This window comes from Christiangramia sediminicola (assembly GCF_031344135.1).
GTDB lineage: Bacteria > Bacteroidota > Bacteroidia > Flavobacteriales > Flavobacteriaceae > Christiangramia > Christiangramia sediminicola.
Genome location: NZ_JAVJIU010000001.1, coordinates 157671 through 173905 on the forward strand (window position 1 = coordinate 157671; position 16235 = coordinate 173905).

Genomic DNA, 16235 nt, shown 5'->3' on the forward strand with positions numbered 1-16235 from the left:
TATTGATTCGGGCCTACAATATAATTATTATTTCCGATTGTTTAAAAGAGGGAGTAAAATAAAGGATAAGCCTCCAAATATCAGGACTACAAAGGTTTGCGTTGCCCAGGAGATCCATCCGAAGGCTTCAGCAGCATGATCCTGAATGCCGAAAAACATCAAAACACCGCCCACGGCAAGGGGATAAACTCCTATACCTCCGTTAGTTGCAGATACAGCAAACGATCCTACTACAAACGCCGCCATGATAATTCCTAGAGGTGCTTCAGCAGTTTCGGGAATGCTTAACTTGATGACAAAGAACATGATAAGATACATGCTCCAGATGAAAATAGTATGGAAAATAAATGCCCATTTCTGTTTCATCCTAAGGATGCTTTTCATACCATCTAGCAGGCCTTTTGCAAGCTTTTTTATCTTTTGAAATGGTAGCCATTTTGATCTATTTACGATATTCAAGCCAATAATAATAACTACAACTAATCCCAGAAACAGTAGAAAGGTATTTAAAGGTTTAATGTTCTGGTCATTAAGGTATGCAAGAAGATCATCTGTTTGAAGGATCAGGGCGAACCCGATTATGAGCATTAATATTAAAAGATCTGCAACCCTTTCGGATATAATTGTTCCAAAACCTTTTTCAAATGGAACGTCTTCGTAAGTTGAAAGTGTGACTGCCCTTAAGACTTCTCCAGAGCGAGGAATTCCGAAGTTCGCCAGATATGCGACCATAACTGCCATAAAGCGGTTGGATTGAGAAGTTTTATAGCCCATGGGTTCCAGCATATACTTCCAACGATATGCCCTGGAAAAATGAGATACAGCACCTAAAAAGAATGAAACAAAAATCCAGAACTTGTTGGCGTCAACGATGCTTTGCCATAAGTTTTCGCGCTCTTGGGGTGTAGAGCTTTTCAAAGAATACCAGATCAAAAAAATTCCCAAAAGTAAGGGGATGCTGATCTTTAATATTCTAATGAGCTTCTTTTTCAAAAATGCTATTTCAATAGATTGGTTTCTTCATCTGGAAATACAAGAGAAGGTTTGAAGTTTCTGGCTTCTTCCTGATCCATGATTCCGTATGCAATTATAATAAGAATATCACCCTTAGCAACTTTTCTTGCCGCAGCACCATTTAAAGTGATCTCTCCGGTATTTCGTGGTCCCGGGATTACATATGTTTCTAAGCGCTCACCATTATTATTATTTACGATTTGAACTTTTTCGCCTTCAATAATATTGGCAGCTTCCATTAGATCTTCATCAATAGTTACACTACCAATATAATTAAGATCTGCGCCAGTAACTTTTACCCTGTGAATTTTTGATTTAACTACGTGAATCTGCATTTCTAAAATTAGTTGTCCAAAGCAATATTGTCTATCAGTCTAATATCATCGGCATAGGCTGCAATGAATGCTCTGTATTGTTTTCCTTTTTCTTTTTGATTTATTTTTTTCAAAGTCTCTGAATCGGCGATCTCAAAATACTCAAGTTTAAGAAATTGGTTATTCTGAAACTTATTTTCTACCCAATTCACCACATAATCTGCACTTTCTGTGCCAAATAGCTGGTTGGCATCTTTCAGGGTTTCATAAATAAATGCGGCCTCCTTTCGATTCTGGCTACTTAGACGCTCATTTCTGGATGACCTTGCAAGACCCGATTCTTCTCTTAAAATAGGGCATCCAATGATCTCTACCGGAAGTCCGGTTTTTTCAGTTAATTTTCTAATGATCTGAAGTTGCTGAAAATCTTTTTCTCCAAAAAAGGCTTTATCTGGAGTTACGGCCTCAAAAAGATGTTTTACAACAGTTCCAACTCCGTCAAAATGTCCGGTTCTATATTCTCCTTCCATTACAGATTCCAGGCCTTCAAAATCAAAATTCTGTGAAGAGATCGTTTCGCCGTAAAGCTCGTTTGCTGTTGGTGTAAATACCCATATATTAGAAAGTTCATTTTCTAATAATTCCAGATCTTTTTCCAGATTTCTCGGGTATTTTTCCAGGTCTTCGGGATTATCGAATTGTGTCGGATTCACAAAAATACTAACCACAACCTGATCAGAATCTTTCTGTGCATTTTTGACCAAAGAGAGATGACCCTCGTGAAGAGCTCCCATAGTTGGAACTAATCCGATGCTTTTTCCTTCAGATTTTATCTTCTGAATAGCCTGTATAAGTGGTTGTTTCTCCCTAAAAACCTGCATTTTATTATAAAATTAACAGCGTGCAAACTTAAGATATCTCTGGCAATCTGCATAAATTTTTGTAATTTTGCGTGTTTTTTATTCGGAAACGTAACTAAAGTAAAGAATTTATGAAAGATAAGAGAGTGTTATACGTCTCGTCTGAAGTTATACCCTACTTACCTGAAACTGATATCTCCTCAACCTCTTTTGAAGCTGCAAAAATGGTGAACAATATTGGAGGTCAAATCAGGATTTTTATGCCAAGGTTCGGTAATATTAATGAACGCAGGCATCAATTGCATGAAGTGATTCGTTTATCTGGAATGAACTTAGTGATTAATGACCTTGATATGCCGCTTATTATTAAAGTCGCCTCTATCCCAAAGGAAAGAATGCAGGTTTATTTTATTGATAATGAAGATTATTTCAAAAGAAAGGCTACGTTAACTGATGAGGACGGAAATCTCTTCTCTGATAATGATGAAAGAGCAATTTTCTTTGCGAAAGGAGTTATTGAAACAGTAAAGAAGCTTAATTGGTCACCAGATATTATTCATGTTCATGGATGGCTGGCATCTTTGCTTCCACTTTACCTTAGAAACTACTATGGTAATGAGCCGTTATTCAAAGATTCAAAAATTGTTACCTCTGTTTACAATCAAAGTTTTGATGAAACGTTAGATGATGAGTTGAGAGAGAAAATCTTATTCGACGGTCTGGAGAATTCTAATGTGAAACATTTGAAAACTCCGAACTTTGTAAACCTTATTAAAACAGCTGTAGATAATTCTGATGCTGTAGTAATGGGAGGAGACAATGTTCCGGAAGATTTGAAGAAATATATAGATAAGCTTAATAAACCAGTTCTTCCATATACCGAAAAGGAAAATTTCTCTCACGCCTACCAGGAATTTTACGACACTAAAGTATTGTCTGAATAGTAAGAAAAGTATTAAATGAGATTGAATAAAATTTTTAAAATAACAGCTGTAATGGCTGTTGTTTTCGCTTTTATAGCATGTGACGAAGAGTTCACGGAAATTGGAGGGGAGATCATAAATAACCCTTCAAATGTAGAATTGAGACAGGTTGAGGTGAATGCATATTCTAAAAAGCTAAGTGCAGTTCAAACAAATGGTTTAAGTAGCTATTTTCTTGGAACTGTGAATCATCCTACTTACGGCGAAAGTACTGCTAGTATTGTAACTCAGTTGAGTCTATCTAACGATGATCCAGATTTCGGAGAAAATATTCAGTTGGATAGTGTAGTAATGACCATTCCATATTTTTCTACGGAAGTAGAATCTAATGAAGATGAGTCAGAAATTGAATATGAACTGGATTCTGTTTACGGAAGCGGTTCTTTTAATTTGAAGATCTACGAAACCGGATACTTTTTAAATAATCTGGATCCTGATGCTGAATTTGGTCAACGTCAAAAATATTATTCAGATCAACAGGGAATTATTGAGCAGAACATTCTTGGAGAGCCAATTTATTCTCAGGATAATTTTGAACCTTCGGCCGAATCTTATGTTTCTTATGAACTTGATAGTGATGGAGAGACCGATACGATCACTAACAGGCCAGCTTTCAGAGTCAACTTGCCGGTAGATTATTTTAAAGAGAAAATTGTGAACAAGCTAGGCTCTGTTGAACTATTAGATAATAGTAATTTTCAGGAGTATTTCAGAAGTCTTTTTCTAAAGGCTGAATCAAATGGAACCGATCGTCAGATTTTATTTAATCTGTCGAGTTCTGATGCTAAAATCATGTTGTACTATACATCAGACCAGGAAGATCAAGATGGTGAGGTGGAAAGAGCACGAGGTATCTATGCCTTGAATTTTTCAGGAGCTAATAGATTCAATACTTATACTGGCGAATTCCCATCAGATATTTTAGCGAACATAAACGGGCAATCTTCAGAAACCGGATCAGAGAATCTTTATTTGAGAGGTCAGGAGGGAAGCATGGCTGTAATTGATCTTTTCCCAGATGAAGATGTGCTAACAAATCTAAGGGAGGAAGAATTGCTGATTAACGAGGCAGATCTTACTTTCTATGTTAGGGAAGATCTGGCTAGCGAAAGCTTACAACCAAGGAGATTATATATATATGATCTTACCAATAATACTATTATTTCAGATTATGGATTAGATGTGACTCTAAACACACTTAATCCAGAAAATTCATTAACTACTTTTTCTGAACCTATAAAAATAGCTGAAGATGGTAGTGGGTCTTATTATAGATTAAGAATTACCAATCATGTGAGTAATCTCATTAATGATGAAGATGCTGAAAATGTGAAACTTGGTTTGGTAATTGTTCCGAATATAAACTCAGTAGTTGTTAGAGATAACCAGGGTGGTATAGCTGGTATTGATAATGCTGCAGTGAAAAACGAATCGGGAATTGTTAAGCAGGTGCCTACTGCATCTGTGTTAACTCCATACGGTACAGTATTACATGGTAATACTTCGGCTGATGACGATAAAAGATTAAAATTAAATATTTATTATACCAACTTTAATTAGTAGAAAAAATGTGTGGAATTGTTGGATATATTGGGCATAGAGAAGCCTATCCTATTGTTTTAAAAGGATTACAGCGATTAGAATATAGAGGTTATGACAGTGCTGGAATTGCACTTTACGATGGTTCTGAACTTAAAATGAGTAAGACAAAAGGTAAGGTTGCTGATCTTAAGACCCGTCTGGAGGATGAGATCTCTACTAACGGTACAGTTGGAATTGGTCATACAAGATGGGCCACTCACGGTGAGCCGAATGATGTAAACTCACATCCTCATTACTCAAATTCTGGAGAACTTGTGATTATTCACAACGGGATCATCGAGAATTACGATGCGCTTAAAAAGGAATTGAAAAAAAGAGGTTACACTTTCAAAAGTGATACTGATACTGAGGTTCTTGTTAACCTTATTGAAGATGTAATCAAAAAGGAAGATGTGAAATTGGGTAAGGCCGTACAGATCGCCTTGAATCAAACGATTGGAGCCTATGCAATCGCGGTCTTCAATAAATCAAAACCAGATGAGATTGTTGTGGCTAGACTTGGTAGTCCGTTGGCAATTGGTGTTGGTGAAGATGAATTTTTCGTAGCATCAGATGCATCTCCTTTTATTGAGTTTACCAATAACGCAATCTATCTCGAAGATGGAGAGATGGCAGTTATTAGAAGACATAAGGAAGTTAAGATCAGAAAGATCAAGGATGACTCTTTAGTTGATCCTTATATTCAGGAACTGCAATTAAACCTTGAGCAAATAGAAAAAGGTGGATATGAGCACTTCATGTTGAAGGAGATTCATGAGCAGCCTAACGCGATTAGCGATACTTATAGAGGTAGAATGCTGGTTGATAAAGGTATCATCAGGATGGCTGGTGTAGATGATAATATGGAACGTATTGCTAATGCAAAGCGTATTATTATTGTGGCCTGTGGTACTTCATGGCATGCTGGACTAGTAGCAGAATATATCTTTGAAGATATCGCGAGAATTCCGGTTGAGGTTGAATATGCTTCAGAATTCAGATATAGAAACCCGGTGATTACCGAGAATGATGTGGTGATTGCTATTTCTCAAAGTGGTGAAACTGCCGATACTATGGCTGCGATTAAACTTGCTAAAGAGAAAGGTGCATTCGCTTTTGGAGTATGTAATGTAGTAGGTTCATCTATCTCAAGAGAAACTCATGCAGGTGCTTATACACATGCTGGGCCTGAAATTGGTGTTGCTTCAACAAAAGCATTTACTACTCAAATCACTGTATTGACTTTAATGGCGCTTAAGCTTGGAAAATTTAAGGGAACGATTTCTAATTCAGATTTCCAGTTCCATTTACAGGAGCTTGAGAGAATTCCGGAAAAAGTGAAAGAAGCTTTGAAGTCTGATGAACTTATCCAGGAAATTGCTGATAAATATAAGGACGCACCGAACTGTCTTTATTTAGGTAGAGGTTATAACTTCCCTGTGGCATTAGAAGGAGCTTTGAAACTAAAGGAAATTTCTTATATCCATGCTGAAGGTTATCCTGCTGCGGAAATGAAGCACGGACCTATCGCACTTATTGATGAGCAAATGCCAGTAGTGGTGATCGCTACTAAAAAAGGTCATTATGAGAAGGTTGTTAGTAATATTCAGGAGATTAAATCAAGAAAAGGTAAGATCATCGGTATAGTTACCAAAGGAGATGAAGAGGTAAGAGATCTTGCTGATTATGTGATTGAAGTTCCGGAAACTATGGAATCCTTGACTCCATTATTAACTACAATACCATTACAATTACTGTCATATCATATTGCAGTATTATTAGGTAAGAACGTTGATCAGCCTCGAAACCTGGCAAAATCGGTTACAGTAGAATAAAAATTTTACAAATAGAATATCAAAGCTCCATAGATTCATCTATGGAGCTTTTTACATTTAATTCAGATTAGATTGAGCTGAATTGAGTCTTTTAAATCAGTTTATTAGCTGTTTTGCTAAACATTGAAAACTTCTCAAAATTTCAATATGATTTTTGCCAGAAAAATTTATCTTTGCAGCCTGAAAATGACCTGTTTCGTGTTTATACTTTTTTTAATCAGGGAATTAGGTTTTTGAATTTTACTATTAAAAATTAAAGAATTAGATAAATGTCTAAAGTCACAGGTAAAGTTGCCCAGATTATTGGTCCTGTAGTTGACGTTGCGTTCGACTCAGAAAATGCTGAACTACCAAAGATCTACGATTCTTTGGAAATCACCAGAAAAGATGGTTCTACTTTAGTTCTAGAGGTACAGTCTCATATAGGTGAAAATATCGTGAGAACTGTTTCTATGGACTCAACCGACGGTCTTAGCCGTGGTGTTGAAGTACTAGCTACCGGAAATCCAATCCAAATGCCAGTTGGTAAAGATGTTTACGGACGTCTTTTCAATGTTATTGGAGATGCTATCGATGGTCTTGGAAACTTACCAAAAGAAGGTGCTGACGGTCTTCCAATTCACCGTGAGGCTCCTAAATTTGAGGATTTATCTGTGTCTACGGAAGTTCTGTTTACTGGTATTAAAGTAATTGACCTTATTGAGCCTTATTCTAAAGGTGGTAAGATTGGTCTTTTTGGAGGTGCAGGAGTTGGTAAAACAGTACTTATTCAGGAATTGATTAATAACATCGCAAAAGGTCACGGAGGACTTTCAGTATTTGCTGGAGTTGGTGAGCGTACTCGTGAGGGGAATGACCTTCTTAGAGAGATGTTAGAATCTGGAATTATTAAATACGGTGATGATTTCATGCATTCTATGGAAAAAGGCGGATGGGATCTTCAAAAGGTAGATAAAGAAGTAATGAAGGAGTCTAAGGCTACCTTTGTATTCGGACAGATGAACGAACCACCTGGAGCACGTGCACGTGTTGCCCTTTCCGGACTTACGATTGCGGAATATTTCCGTGATGGAGCTGGAGATGGTCAGGGGAAGGACGTTCTTTTCTTCGTAGATAACATTTTCCGTTTTACACAGGCTGGTTCTGAGGTGTCTGCACTTCTAGGACGTATGCCATCTGCGGTAGGGTATCAGCCAACGCTTGCAACAGAGATGGGTGCAATGCAGGAGCGAATTACTTCTACTAAAAATGGATCTATTACATCTGTACAGGCGGTTTACGTACCTGCGGATGACCTTACTGACCCGGCGCCGGCAACAACTTTTGCCCACCTGGATGCAACAACGGTACTTTCACGTAAAATTGCCGAGCTAGGTATTTATCCTGCGGTAGATCCTCTAGATTCAACATCTAGAATTCTAACTGCGGATATTCTTGGAAACGAGCATTACGATTGTGCACAAAGAGTAAAAGAGCTTTTACAGAGATATAAAGAACTTCAGGATATTATTGCCATTCTTGGTATGGAAGAACTTTCTGAAGAAGATAAACTTGCCGTTTCTCGTGCAAGACGTGTTCAGCGTTTCTTGTCTCAGCCATTCCATGTTGCAGAGCAGTTTACTGGTCTTAAAGGAGTGCTTGTAGATATTAAAGACACTATCAAAGGTTTCAATATGATCATGGATGGAGAACTTGATAAGTATCCTGAAGCTGCCTTCAACCTTAAAGGGACAATTGAAGAAGCGATCGAAGCTGGAGAGAAAATGCTTGCTGAAAACTAAAATAAGTTAGATGTATTTAGAGATAGTAACTCCGGAAGCTGTAGTATTTAGAGCAGAAGTAGACGCGGTAAAAGTACCTGGTAGCGATGGTGAATTTCAAATGTTGAATAATCACGCTCCTATAGTTTCTACTTTAACTGAAGGCGAAGTTAAGATCAATCTTAAAGCTGGAAGTCAGAATGAGGTGAAGAGAAAAGATCAGTCTGGTTTCAGATCTGAATCTTCTGAACCAAATGTTCTTTATTACACTATTAAAGGAGGAGTTCTTGAAATGAAAGATAACAAAGCTATTGTTTTAGCTGACTAACTTTCAGAACATATAATATTTAAAAGGCCTTTCAATTGAAAGGCCTTTTTCGTTGAGTTATTTTGACCTGAGCCAATCTTCTCGATTTTTAACCGCGTCTTTTGATGCTTTGTCGTCTATGCTAATCGTATAAGTGGGATCAGTATTAAGTTTAGCTTCTGTGTTTCTCTTTTCGTTGAACCTTGTAAATTCAATTTTTACAGTTCCTGAAGACTCACTAATTATTTTATCAAATTGCTCCTTAGATTCAATAGGGGTGCCGTTTATTGATTTGATAATATCACCTGAAACCAAACCTGCTTTATAAGCTGCGCTGGATTTAAGAGTATTTCTATTTATTTCAAGTCCGTTATCAGTTTCGCTTAGAGAAACGCCAAGATCATTTTCTTCAGATCTATCGAGTTTTACTCCAACAGTTTTTAAAAGTTCTGCATATTCTGGCATTTCACTATTGTAGATATATTTGTTGAAGAATTCGGTTCCGAATTTATCGCCGGCATATTCCTTTAAAGTTGCCTCAATGTCTTCGATTTTATAGGCCACTTCATTCTTTCCGAATTTAGTCCACATCAGTTTCATGAAATCGTCCAGATTAAGATCATCTTGTCTCAATGAAAGATCCAGAGCCAATCCAAGAATGCTTCCGTAGGAATAATAAGAAATGAATGTATTCTCGCGATTTGTTGGGTCTACAGAAGTTGCTGCGTCAACGAAGGGCGCTTGATAACTCATTTCAATTGGACTAAAGTATTCGAGTGCCGGAGAATTCCATACATAGTTAAAAGTACCGTCTAAACCTTCAATATATTCTTTCTGACTTCTAACCTTAGCTCTGCAAAGCATTAATCCTGTGTAGTAACTCGTAAATCCTTCAGCAAACCAAAGAGAGCCGGTCATATTTGCTTCTGAAAAATCAAAAGGCTCCAGTTCATCAGGTCTAATTCTTTCGACATTCCAGGCGTGAAAAAATTCATGGGCAACAGTTCCAATATTTGCATTCATTCCGCCATCAGCCAAAGCATCGGTATCAGTTAAGATCGTACTGTTTCTATGCTCCATTCCGTCACCGGAAACGTTTGGCATATAACAGGCCAGGAAGGTGTATTTTCCATAATCGAATTCAGGAAGTTCATTATAAACTGCTTTTTCCTGCTTTACGATTCGCTCAACCTGATCGAAATATTGATCGAATTCTTCTTTGGTTCCCTGGTGATGAAGTACAAACTGAATCTCCTGTCCGTCAAGCTCAAAAGACTTTATGCTGAAATCACTGATCTCTGTTGGGCTATCCATAAAATAGTATAGATCTGGTGCTGTATAAGTATTTCCAGATTTTTGTTTTAGTTGCGTGGCAATTTTCCAATTTAAATCTTTACGAACGTCAAAAGTCACATCTACTGGTCTGTGCTTAAATTCTTCCGCATACATAAATGTGGCCGGGATATTTAAGTGCGCGTGAGTTTCATCAATTTGCGAGTAAGTACCGTCACCACGATTAGCGAATAGGGTATATTCAATATTTACCGTACCGTCATGATCACTAACCTGCCATGAATATGGGTCTTTTCGTTTCGCTTTAAGATCTTCTCCTTTGCTGTTGGTAGCTTTAAATCCGTAGACATTTTTCACAAATTCATGCAGGGCATAACGTCCGGGAGAAGTTCTACTCATTCTAATTTTTAAGGTTTTGGATTTAACTTCAGGAAAACTAATTTTCACATTAGCTTCATGATGAACCGCATTATCAAAGGAAATTTTATAAGAATTGGTTTGTGCTTTTCCGATAAAACTTAGAAATAGAAAAGCTAATAAGATCTTGTGCATAATTGATTTTTGATATTTGCTCTAAAGTAAAAATTTTATCTGGTGGAAACTGGTAAGATTCTATTAAGGTTTAAATTCTAAGATGTCTCCCGGCTGGCAATCCAGAGCTTCACAAATGGCTTCGAGCGTTGAAAATCGAACCGCTTTTGCTTTCCCTGTTTTTAAGATGGAAAGATTTGCCGTGGTGATACCGATGATTTCAGCCAACTCATTGCTTTTCATGTTTCGTTCTTCCAGAATTTTATCGAGGTTTATATATATGGGCATCTTAAATTGTGAGTTGATTTTCTTCCATTAACTGATTGCCTTCTTTAAAGATTTCAGCAAAAATAAAACACAGTAGAGCAATGATTAGAAAATCAAATTCAATAGAAAATCTACGAACGTGATAATTGTCAAAATCCCATAAAGTGATCCAGGACAACCCGGAAATTATCAAACAATAGATCCCTATTCTTCGAAATGCCAGAACATTTGTAGTTTTAAAAGTCTCAAAGTTCTCTACAGATTCCAGTACTTTTTGAAATTGTTGTATAGACAGATACATAAGAAGGAAAATCCCGGAAAATTTTATATAATTAAAATATAGTGAAGTAGTATTCCAGTCGGTCATATATACCACGTTTGAATCTAAAGTTTCTTCTCCAATAACTTTTTGAAACTTTATTGCCTTATTTATTGTTGGTTTCTCTGCATGCCACCCTTCATAAAAATCACGATCAATTTGGAAGTGGATAAATACGGTAGTCAGAATTAGTAAAATCAGAAGAAAGCTACCATTAATTAATTTGCATAGAAATGTTGCTATTTTGAGTAAACTATTTTTATTCATGAATTATAAATTATTGTTTTTCGATAACAAATATAGAATAATTATTGAAAAACAATAATTTTTAAAATTTGAAACGAGCGTTTTTGAAATAATTCTTGTGCTTTTTCCATAGAATTAAGAAAAATTCAAAAAATTGTAAGGCTCTTTTTTCTAATGTTTCGGAAACTTTAAATACCGGAAACCTTGGCTGATTAACTGTTTACTTAGAAGTATTTCTTCAATAAATACTATTATATTTGCGGGAAACAGATTTCACTAAGTATGCTTACCGCAATTCTTACAGGTTTTTTATTTTCTATTTTTCTCGTTTTTGCGGGAAGATTTTTTAAAGGTAAGCTGTCTATCCTTGCATCTTTAGTTCCTTTAGGGCTTTTTATTTATTTCACTCAATTCATTTCTCGCATTTCAAATGGAGAGGTGATCATGAAATCTTATGAATGGATCCCATCGTTTGGAGTTGATCTTGGATTTAAGCTGGATGGGCTGTCATTGTTATTCTCATTAATGATCACTGGAATTGGGTTTCTGGTTTTTGCATATACTTCTTCCTACCTAAAAGGGCATGAATACCTGGACAGGTTTTATGGTTATTTAGGTTCATTTATGGGAGCCATGCTTGGTTTGGTTCTTTCAGATAATATGATCACCCTGTTTGTGTTCTGGGAGTTGACCAGTATTTCATCTTTCTTTTTGATCGGATTTAATAATACGAATCCAGCCTCAAGAAAGTCGGCCATGACAGCACTTGGGATTACCGGTATTGGAGGCTTATTTCTACTGGCCGGAGCTTTATTATTGAATAACATCAGCGGTACCTACAGCATTTCTGAAATGCTTAGCATGAGTGAAGCGATTAGAGGAAACGAATTATATTTCCTTGCTGTTCTATTTATTTTTGGAGCGGCATTTACAAAATCGGCACAATTCCCATTTCATTTCTGGTTACCCGGAGCGATGAAGGCTCCAACACCGGTTTCAACTTATCTGCATTCGGCAACAATGGTAAAAGCAGGGGTTTACCTGTTAATGCGTTTTACACCTGTGCTTGGAGGAGAAGAGATCTGGAATACAACCCTTATTCTTGTCGGTGGATTTACCATGCTGTATTCTGCAATTCATACAATTTTCAGGACAGACCTTAAAGGGGTTCTGGCATACTCAACAATTTCAGCTTTGGGTATACTCGTCTTTTTAACAGGGCTTGGTACTCAGGAAGCATTTTTGGCCGCAGCTGTATTCATTATTGTACATGCGCTTTACAAGGCAACTCTTTTCCTGGTAACGGGAATAATAGATCATCAAACTCATACCAGGGATATTACGAGACTTTCAGGATTGAATAAGATTATGCTGCCGGTTGGTATCGCAGGTATTCTTGCGGCGATCTCAAGTGCCGGTATACCGCCTACCATCGGATTTGTGGGGAAAGAATTGACTTATGAAGCTTCCTATCATGCTGAAAATCTTGTGATCTTCCTTATGATCGCGATTGTTCTAACTAAAATATTACTACTCTACGCTGGTTTTGTAGCGGGAATAAAACCGTTCACTGGTAAACTTCCGGAAGTGCATAAAGATGTAAAGATGCCTGGTTTTATCATGTGGGGGCCACCTTTATTATTAGCCATTCTGGGCGTTGTCTTTGGCGTTGCTCCGTTTATCATTGAATCAGCTTTGATTAAACCGGTTGTAGAAGCAATGGGAGCAGATGCTTCTGAAATTCATCTTGCCCTTTGGCATGGTTTCAACCTGATCTTCATTCTTAGTTTGATAACCATAGGTGTTGGAACGGCTTTATATTTTATCATTAAACCGTCGAAGAAACTTGAAAATGGAATAGCAAAGCTTGATTTTATTGCTCCGGAAACTATTCTGAACAAATTTAATAAGCTTTTTGTAGTTATATCTAATTTCTGGACCAATTTCTTCCAGAATGGATATTTAAGAAATTACATTTCGATCATCATCCTTTTCCTCGTGGTGTTGGTTGGATATATCATGATCGGGAATACAAGATTCGCCATTGATTATAATTCGCTTTCTAAGATCACGGTTTACGAAATAACCACGACCCTAATTTTGATTGCGGGAATCTTTTATACGGTTTTCACGCAATCCAGGCTAGCCGCGGTTGCTGCAATGGGTGTTGTTGGACTTTCCATTTGTTTGATCTTCGTATTCTACAGTGCGCCAGATCTTGCAATGACGCAATTCTCTATAGATACGCTAACGGTAATATTATTTGTACTCGTACTTTATAAACTGCCAAAATACCTGAAACTATCTGATTATAAGACGAGGTTAAGAGATGGTATCTTATCAACGATTTTTGGATTGATCATTACTACTTTGGCTCTGGAAGTTCTTTCTGAACCGGTAAGTAAAGAGGTTGGTGACTTTTACGCGGCAAACTCTTATATTGAAGCTCATGGGAAAAACGTGGTGAACGTAATCCTGGTAGATTTCAGGGGTGCAGATACACTCATAGAAATTTCAGTATTATCCATAGCTGCAGTTGGTGTATTCGGATTAATGAAATTAAGACTTAAGATGAAAGATAGAAGAAGGTATGCTGATAGAAGTCTGAATATCGAAAACGAGAAAAAGAAAAAATAAAGCATGCGAACTACTATAATCTTAAAAACAGCTTCTAACTACCTTTTGCCGGTACTGTTGGTGTTTTCTATTTTTATACTTCTTCGCGGGCACTACTTGCCTGGTGGAGGATTTGTTGGTGGTTTAATCGCATCGATCGCATTTATACTGCATTCATTCGCGAATGGTTTAAATAAGACAAAAGAATTATTGATAATGCACCCTGGCTTTTTACTGCCTGTTGGTTTAGCAATATCATTTTTAAGTGGTTTTGCTCCTGTGGCGCTATTTGATCTGCCTTTTATGACAGGTCTTTGGTCTCACGATGCAGTAGCTATCTTAGGTCATGTAGGATCAGCATTATTTTTTGATATAGGTGTTTACCTCGTAGTGAACGGGGTGACCTTAACCATAATTTTTACAATTTCAGAATCGGCCTGATATGGAGATCCTTTTAGCATTAATGGTAGGAATTTTATATGGAACTGGTATCTATATGATGCTGCGCCGAAGTATGGTTAAACTTATCATTGGAATTATTTTACTGGGTAATGGAGCCAACCTGCTAATATTTTTATTGGGGAGGATCACAAAAGGAGCACCTCCTATCATTGCTGGAGACGCTAAAGTTTTTGCAGAAGCCTTTGCCGATCCTGTTCCGCAGGCCCTAATTCTTACAGCAATCGTTATTAGTTTTGGTCTGCAGTCTTTTGCGATCGTATTGGTTAAAAGAGCCCATACGGTTGTTAGAACTGATGATCTTGATGAAATGAACGCAACCGACGAAGATTCATGAACGAACAATTAATATTATATCCATTATTTCTTCAGATGGCCATCAGTATCATCCTGATGTTCGGCTGGTCTAAAATTAAGTTTCAGAAGGTATTTAGTGTCTTCGGAAGTGTTCTTAGTTTAGGATTGGCCATTTGGGTGTTTACCTTCATCTGGAATAATGGAACTCAGACTGTTCAGGCGGGTAACTGGGAAGCACCATTTGGGATTACTTTTGTAGCCGATATGCTTTCAGCCACATTAGTGCTTTTGACGGCGATTTCAGGTTTGGCAGTATCCATATTTTCCGGGGCATCCGTATTAAAAGACAGGCTGCGATTCGGTTATTTCCCGATATTTCACTTCCTGCTTCTGGGACTTAATGGAGCATTTCTTACCGGGGATATCTTTAACTTATATGTTTGGTTCGAGATCATTATCATAAGTTCATTTGTACTTATTACAATAGGAGGAGAAAAGGCTCAGCTTGAAGGAGCAGTGAAATATTTTACACTGAATATTCTTGCTTCCATGATCTTTCTTACGGCAATTGCTGTATTATACGGAATCACTGGTAGCCTGAACATGGCAGATCTTGCAGGTCAGATCGCGATGGTTGAAAATCGTGGACTTGTACAGATCACAGCATTATTGTTCTTAATAGGCTTCGGAATAAAGGCAGGGGTGTTTCCGCTTTATTTCTGGCTTCCTGCTTCCTATCATACACCGCCTTTTGCTGTTTCGGCAATTTTCGGAGGATTGCTAACCAAAGTTGGTGTTTATGCTCTAATAAGAGTCTTCACGCTCATCTTTGTGGATGATCCATTCCTGAATAATATTATTATGATCATAGCTATTCTAACGCTTGTAAGTGGTGGGATAGGAGCTCTGGTACAGAATAACATGAGAAAGGTATTTTCATACCTAATCATTTGTCATATTGGATATATGATTGCCGGGCTTGGAATGTTTACTGAAATTGCCATTGCGGGGGCTATTTTTTACCTTATTCATGATATTATCGTAAAAACGAACCTTTTCATGCTTAGCGGTGTTGTTTATAGAATTAAAGGGACTAACAGCATGCGTGATCTGGGAGGGATCTATGCAAAATGGCCAAAAATCAGTTTGCTTCTTTTTATCCCATTATTTTCATTAGTAGGAATTCCGCCTTTATCAGGATTCTGGCCAAAGATCAATCTGATTAAATCAGGTTTTATTAATGAATCTTATATCACAGTTGGCGCGATCATTTTTGCAAGTTTTATCACTTTGGTGATCATCGCTAAATTATGGGCCGAAGTATTCTGGAAAGAAGACAAGGAACTTCCGTTGAGAAGTAATTTTGGATATTTCTCTAAGATGACCAAAGCAAAGAGAATGCAGTTCATCGTTCCGGTGACTCTTTTGAGTATAGTATCTTTGTATATAGGTTTTGGTGCGGAACATATTCAGGAGTTATCTGCAAGGATAGCAGATGAGTTGGTGAATAGTCAGGGTTATATAGACGCTGTTTTAAAATCGAAGAATTAAGG

General features: G+C 37.3%; 15 protein-coding genes. 9 read left to right on the forward strand and 6 right to left on the reverse strand.

All coding sequences use genetic code 11. The features are described 5' to 3' along the window. Window positions 1-27: 27 nt before the first annotated feature. Genes RE431_RS00700 through panC form a run of 3 tightly spaced genes read right to left on the reverse strand, consistent with a single transcriptional unit; the run spans window position 28 to window position 2209 of the window. Window positions 28-993, reverse strand: coding sequence for a lysylphosphatidylglycerol synthase transmembrane domain-containing protein (locus RE431_RS00700; RefSeq protein ID WP_309560040.1), 966 nt, complete (start codon window positions 991-993; stop codon window positions 28-30). A 5-nt stretch (window positions 994-998) separates the two neighbouring features. Further along, entirely contained in the window at window positions 999-1349 is a 351-nt protein-coding gene (gene panD, locus RE431_RS00705; RefSeq protein WP_309560041.1) for an aspartate 1-decarboxylase, read from the reverse strand. Window positions 1350-1357: 8 nt separating this feature from the next. After that, complete coding sequence (gene panC, locus RE431_RS00710) at window positions 1358-2209, reverse strand: pantoate--beta-alanine ligase (protein WP_309560042.1); 852 nt, start codon at window positions 2207-2209, stop codon at window positions 1358-1360. 110 nt (window positions 2210-2319) lie between these two features. On the opposite strand from panC, the gene RE431_RS00715 reads away from it, so the two are divergent. The 5 genes from RE431_RS00715 to RE431_RS00735 all read left to right on the forward strand — a co-directional run bounded on the left by RE431_RS00715 (window position 2320) and on the right by RE431_RS00735 (window position 8675). Continuing rightward, window positions 2320-3132 (forward strand): glycogen/starch synthase, encoded by an 813-nt coding sequence (locus RE431_RS00715; protein WP_309560043.1) that lies wholly within the window; start codon window positions 2320-2322, stop codon window positions 3130-3132. Between the two features lie 51 nt (window positions 3133-3183). Further along, window positions 3184-4731 (forward strand): BamH family beta-barrel-assembly machinery protein, encoded by a 1548-nt coding sequence (locus tag RE431_RS00720; RefSeq protein ID WP_309560044.1) that lies wholly within the window; start codon window positions 3184-3186, stop codon window positions 4729-4731. An 8-nt stretch (window positions 4732-4739) separates the two neighbouring features. Continuing rightward, window positions 4740-6587, forward strand: coding sequence for a glutamine--fructose-6-phosphate transaminase (isomerizing) (glmS, locus tag RE431_RS00725; protein ID WP_309560045.1), 1848 nt, complete (start codon window positions 4740-4742; stop codon window positions 6585-6587). Between the two features lie 269 nt (window positions 6588-6856). Continuing rightward, window positions 6857-8368: a F0F1 ATP synthase subunit beta gene (gene atpD / locus RE431_RS00730; RefSeq protein ID WP_309560046.1), complete on the forward strand. Its 1512-nt coding sequence runs from the start codon at window positions 6857-6859 to the stop codon at window positions 8366-8368. 10 nt (window positions 8369-8378) lie between these two features. Continuing rightward, a complete protein-coding gene (locus RE431_RS00735; RefSeq protein ID WP_309560047.1) occupies window positions 8379-8675 on the forward strand; it encodes a FoF1 ATP synthase subunit delta/epsilon in 297 nt (98 codons plus the stop codon). 57 nt (window positions 8676-8732) lie between these two features. On the opposite strand, the gene RE431_RS00740 is transcribed toward RE431_RS00735, so the two are convergent. The 3 genes from RE431_RS00740 to RE431_RS00750 form a co-directional block, all read right to left on the reverse strand. Continuing rightward, on the reverse strand, window positions 8733-10499 hold the full coding sequence (locus RE431_RS00740) for a M61 family metallopeptidase (protein WP_309560048.1): 1767 nt from the start codon (window positions 10497-10499) through the stop codon (window positions 8733-8735). A gap of 63 nt (window positions 10500-10562) precedes the next feature. Continuing rightward, window positions 10563-10766 (reverse strand): helix-turn-helix domain-containing protein, encoded by a 204-nt coding sequence (locus RE431_RS00745; protein ID WP_309560049.1) that lies wholly within the window; start codon window positions 10764-10766, stop codon window positions 10563-10565. Between the two features lies 1 nt (window position 10767). Then, a complete protein-coding gene (locus RE431_RS00750; RefSeq protein ID WP_309560050.1) occupies window positions 10768-11331 on the reverse strand; it encodes a DUF2975 domain-containing protein in 564 nt (187 codons plus the stop codon). Between the two features lie 261 nt (window positions 11332-11592). Between RE431_RS00750 and RE431_RS00755 the strand changes: the two genes are divergently transcribed. The 4 genes from RE431_RS00755 to RE431_RS00770 are packed head-to-tail and all read left to right on the forward strand — an operon-like array spanning window position 11593 to window position 16233. Continuing rightward, on the forward strand, window positions 11593-13947 hold the full coding sequence (locus RE431_RS00755; RefSeq protein ID WP_309560051.1) for a putative monovalent cation/H+ antiporter subunit A: 2355 nt from the start codon (window positions 11593-11595) through the stop codon (window positions 13945-13947). A gap of 3 nt (window positions 13948-13950) precedes the next feature. Continuing rightward, window positions 13951-14367 (forward strand): MnhB domain-containing protein, encoded by a 417-nt coding sequence (locus RE431_RS00760; protein ID WP_309560052.1) that lies wholly within the window; start codon window positions 13951-13953, stop codon window positions 14365-14367. Between the two features lies 1 nt (window position 14368). Then, window positions 14369-14722, forward strand: coding sequence for a Na+/H+ antiporter subunit C (locus RE431_RS00765; protein ID WP_309560053.1), 354 nt, complete (start codon window positions 14369-14371; stop codon window positions 14720-14722). Further along, a complete protein-coding gene (locus RE431_RS00770) occupies window positions 14719-16233 on the forward strand; it encodes a proton-conducting transporter transmembrane domain-containing protein (RefSeq protein WP_309560054.1) in 1515 nt (504 codons plus the stop codon). Before RE431_RS00765 ends, RE431_RS00770 begins: the two co-directional genes overlap by 4 nt. The last annotated feature ends 2 nt before the right edge of the window (window positions 16234-16235 follow it).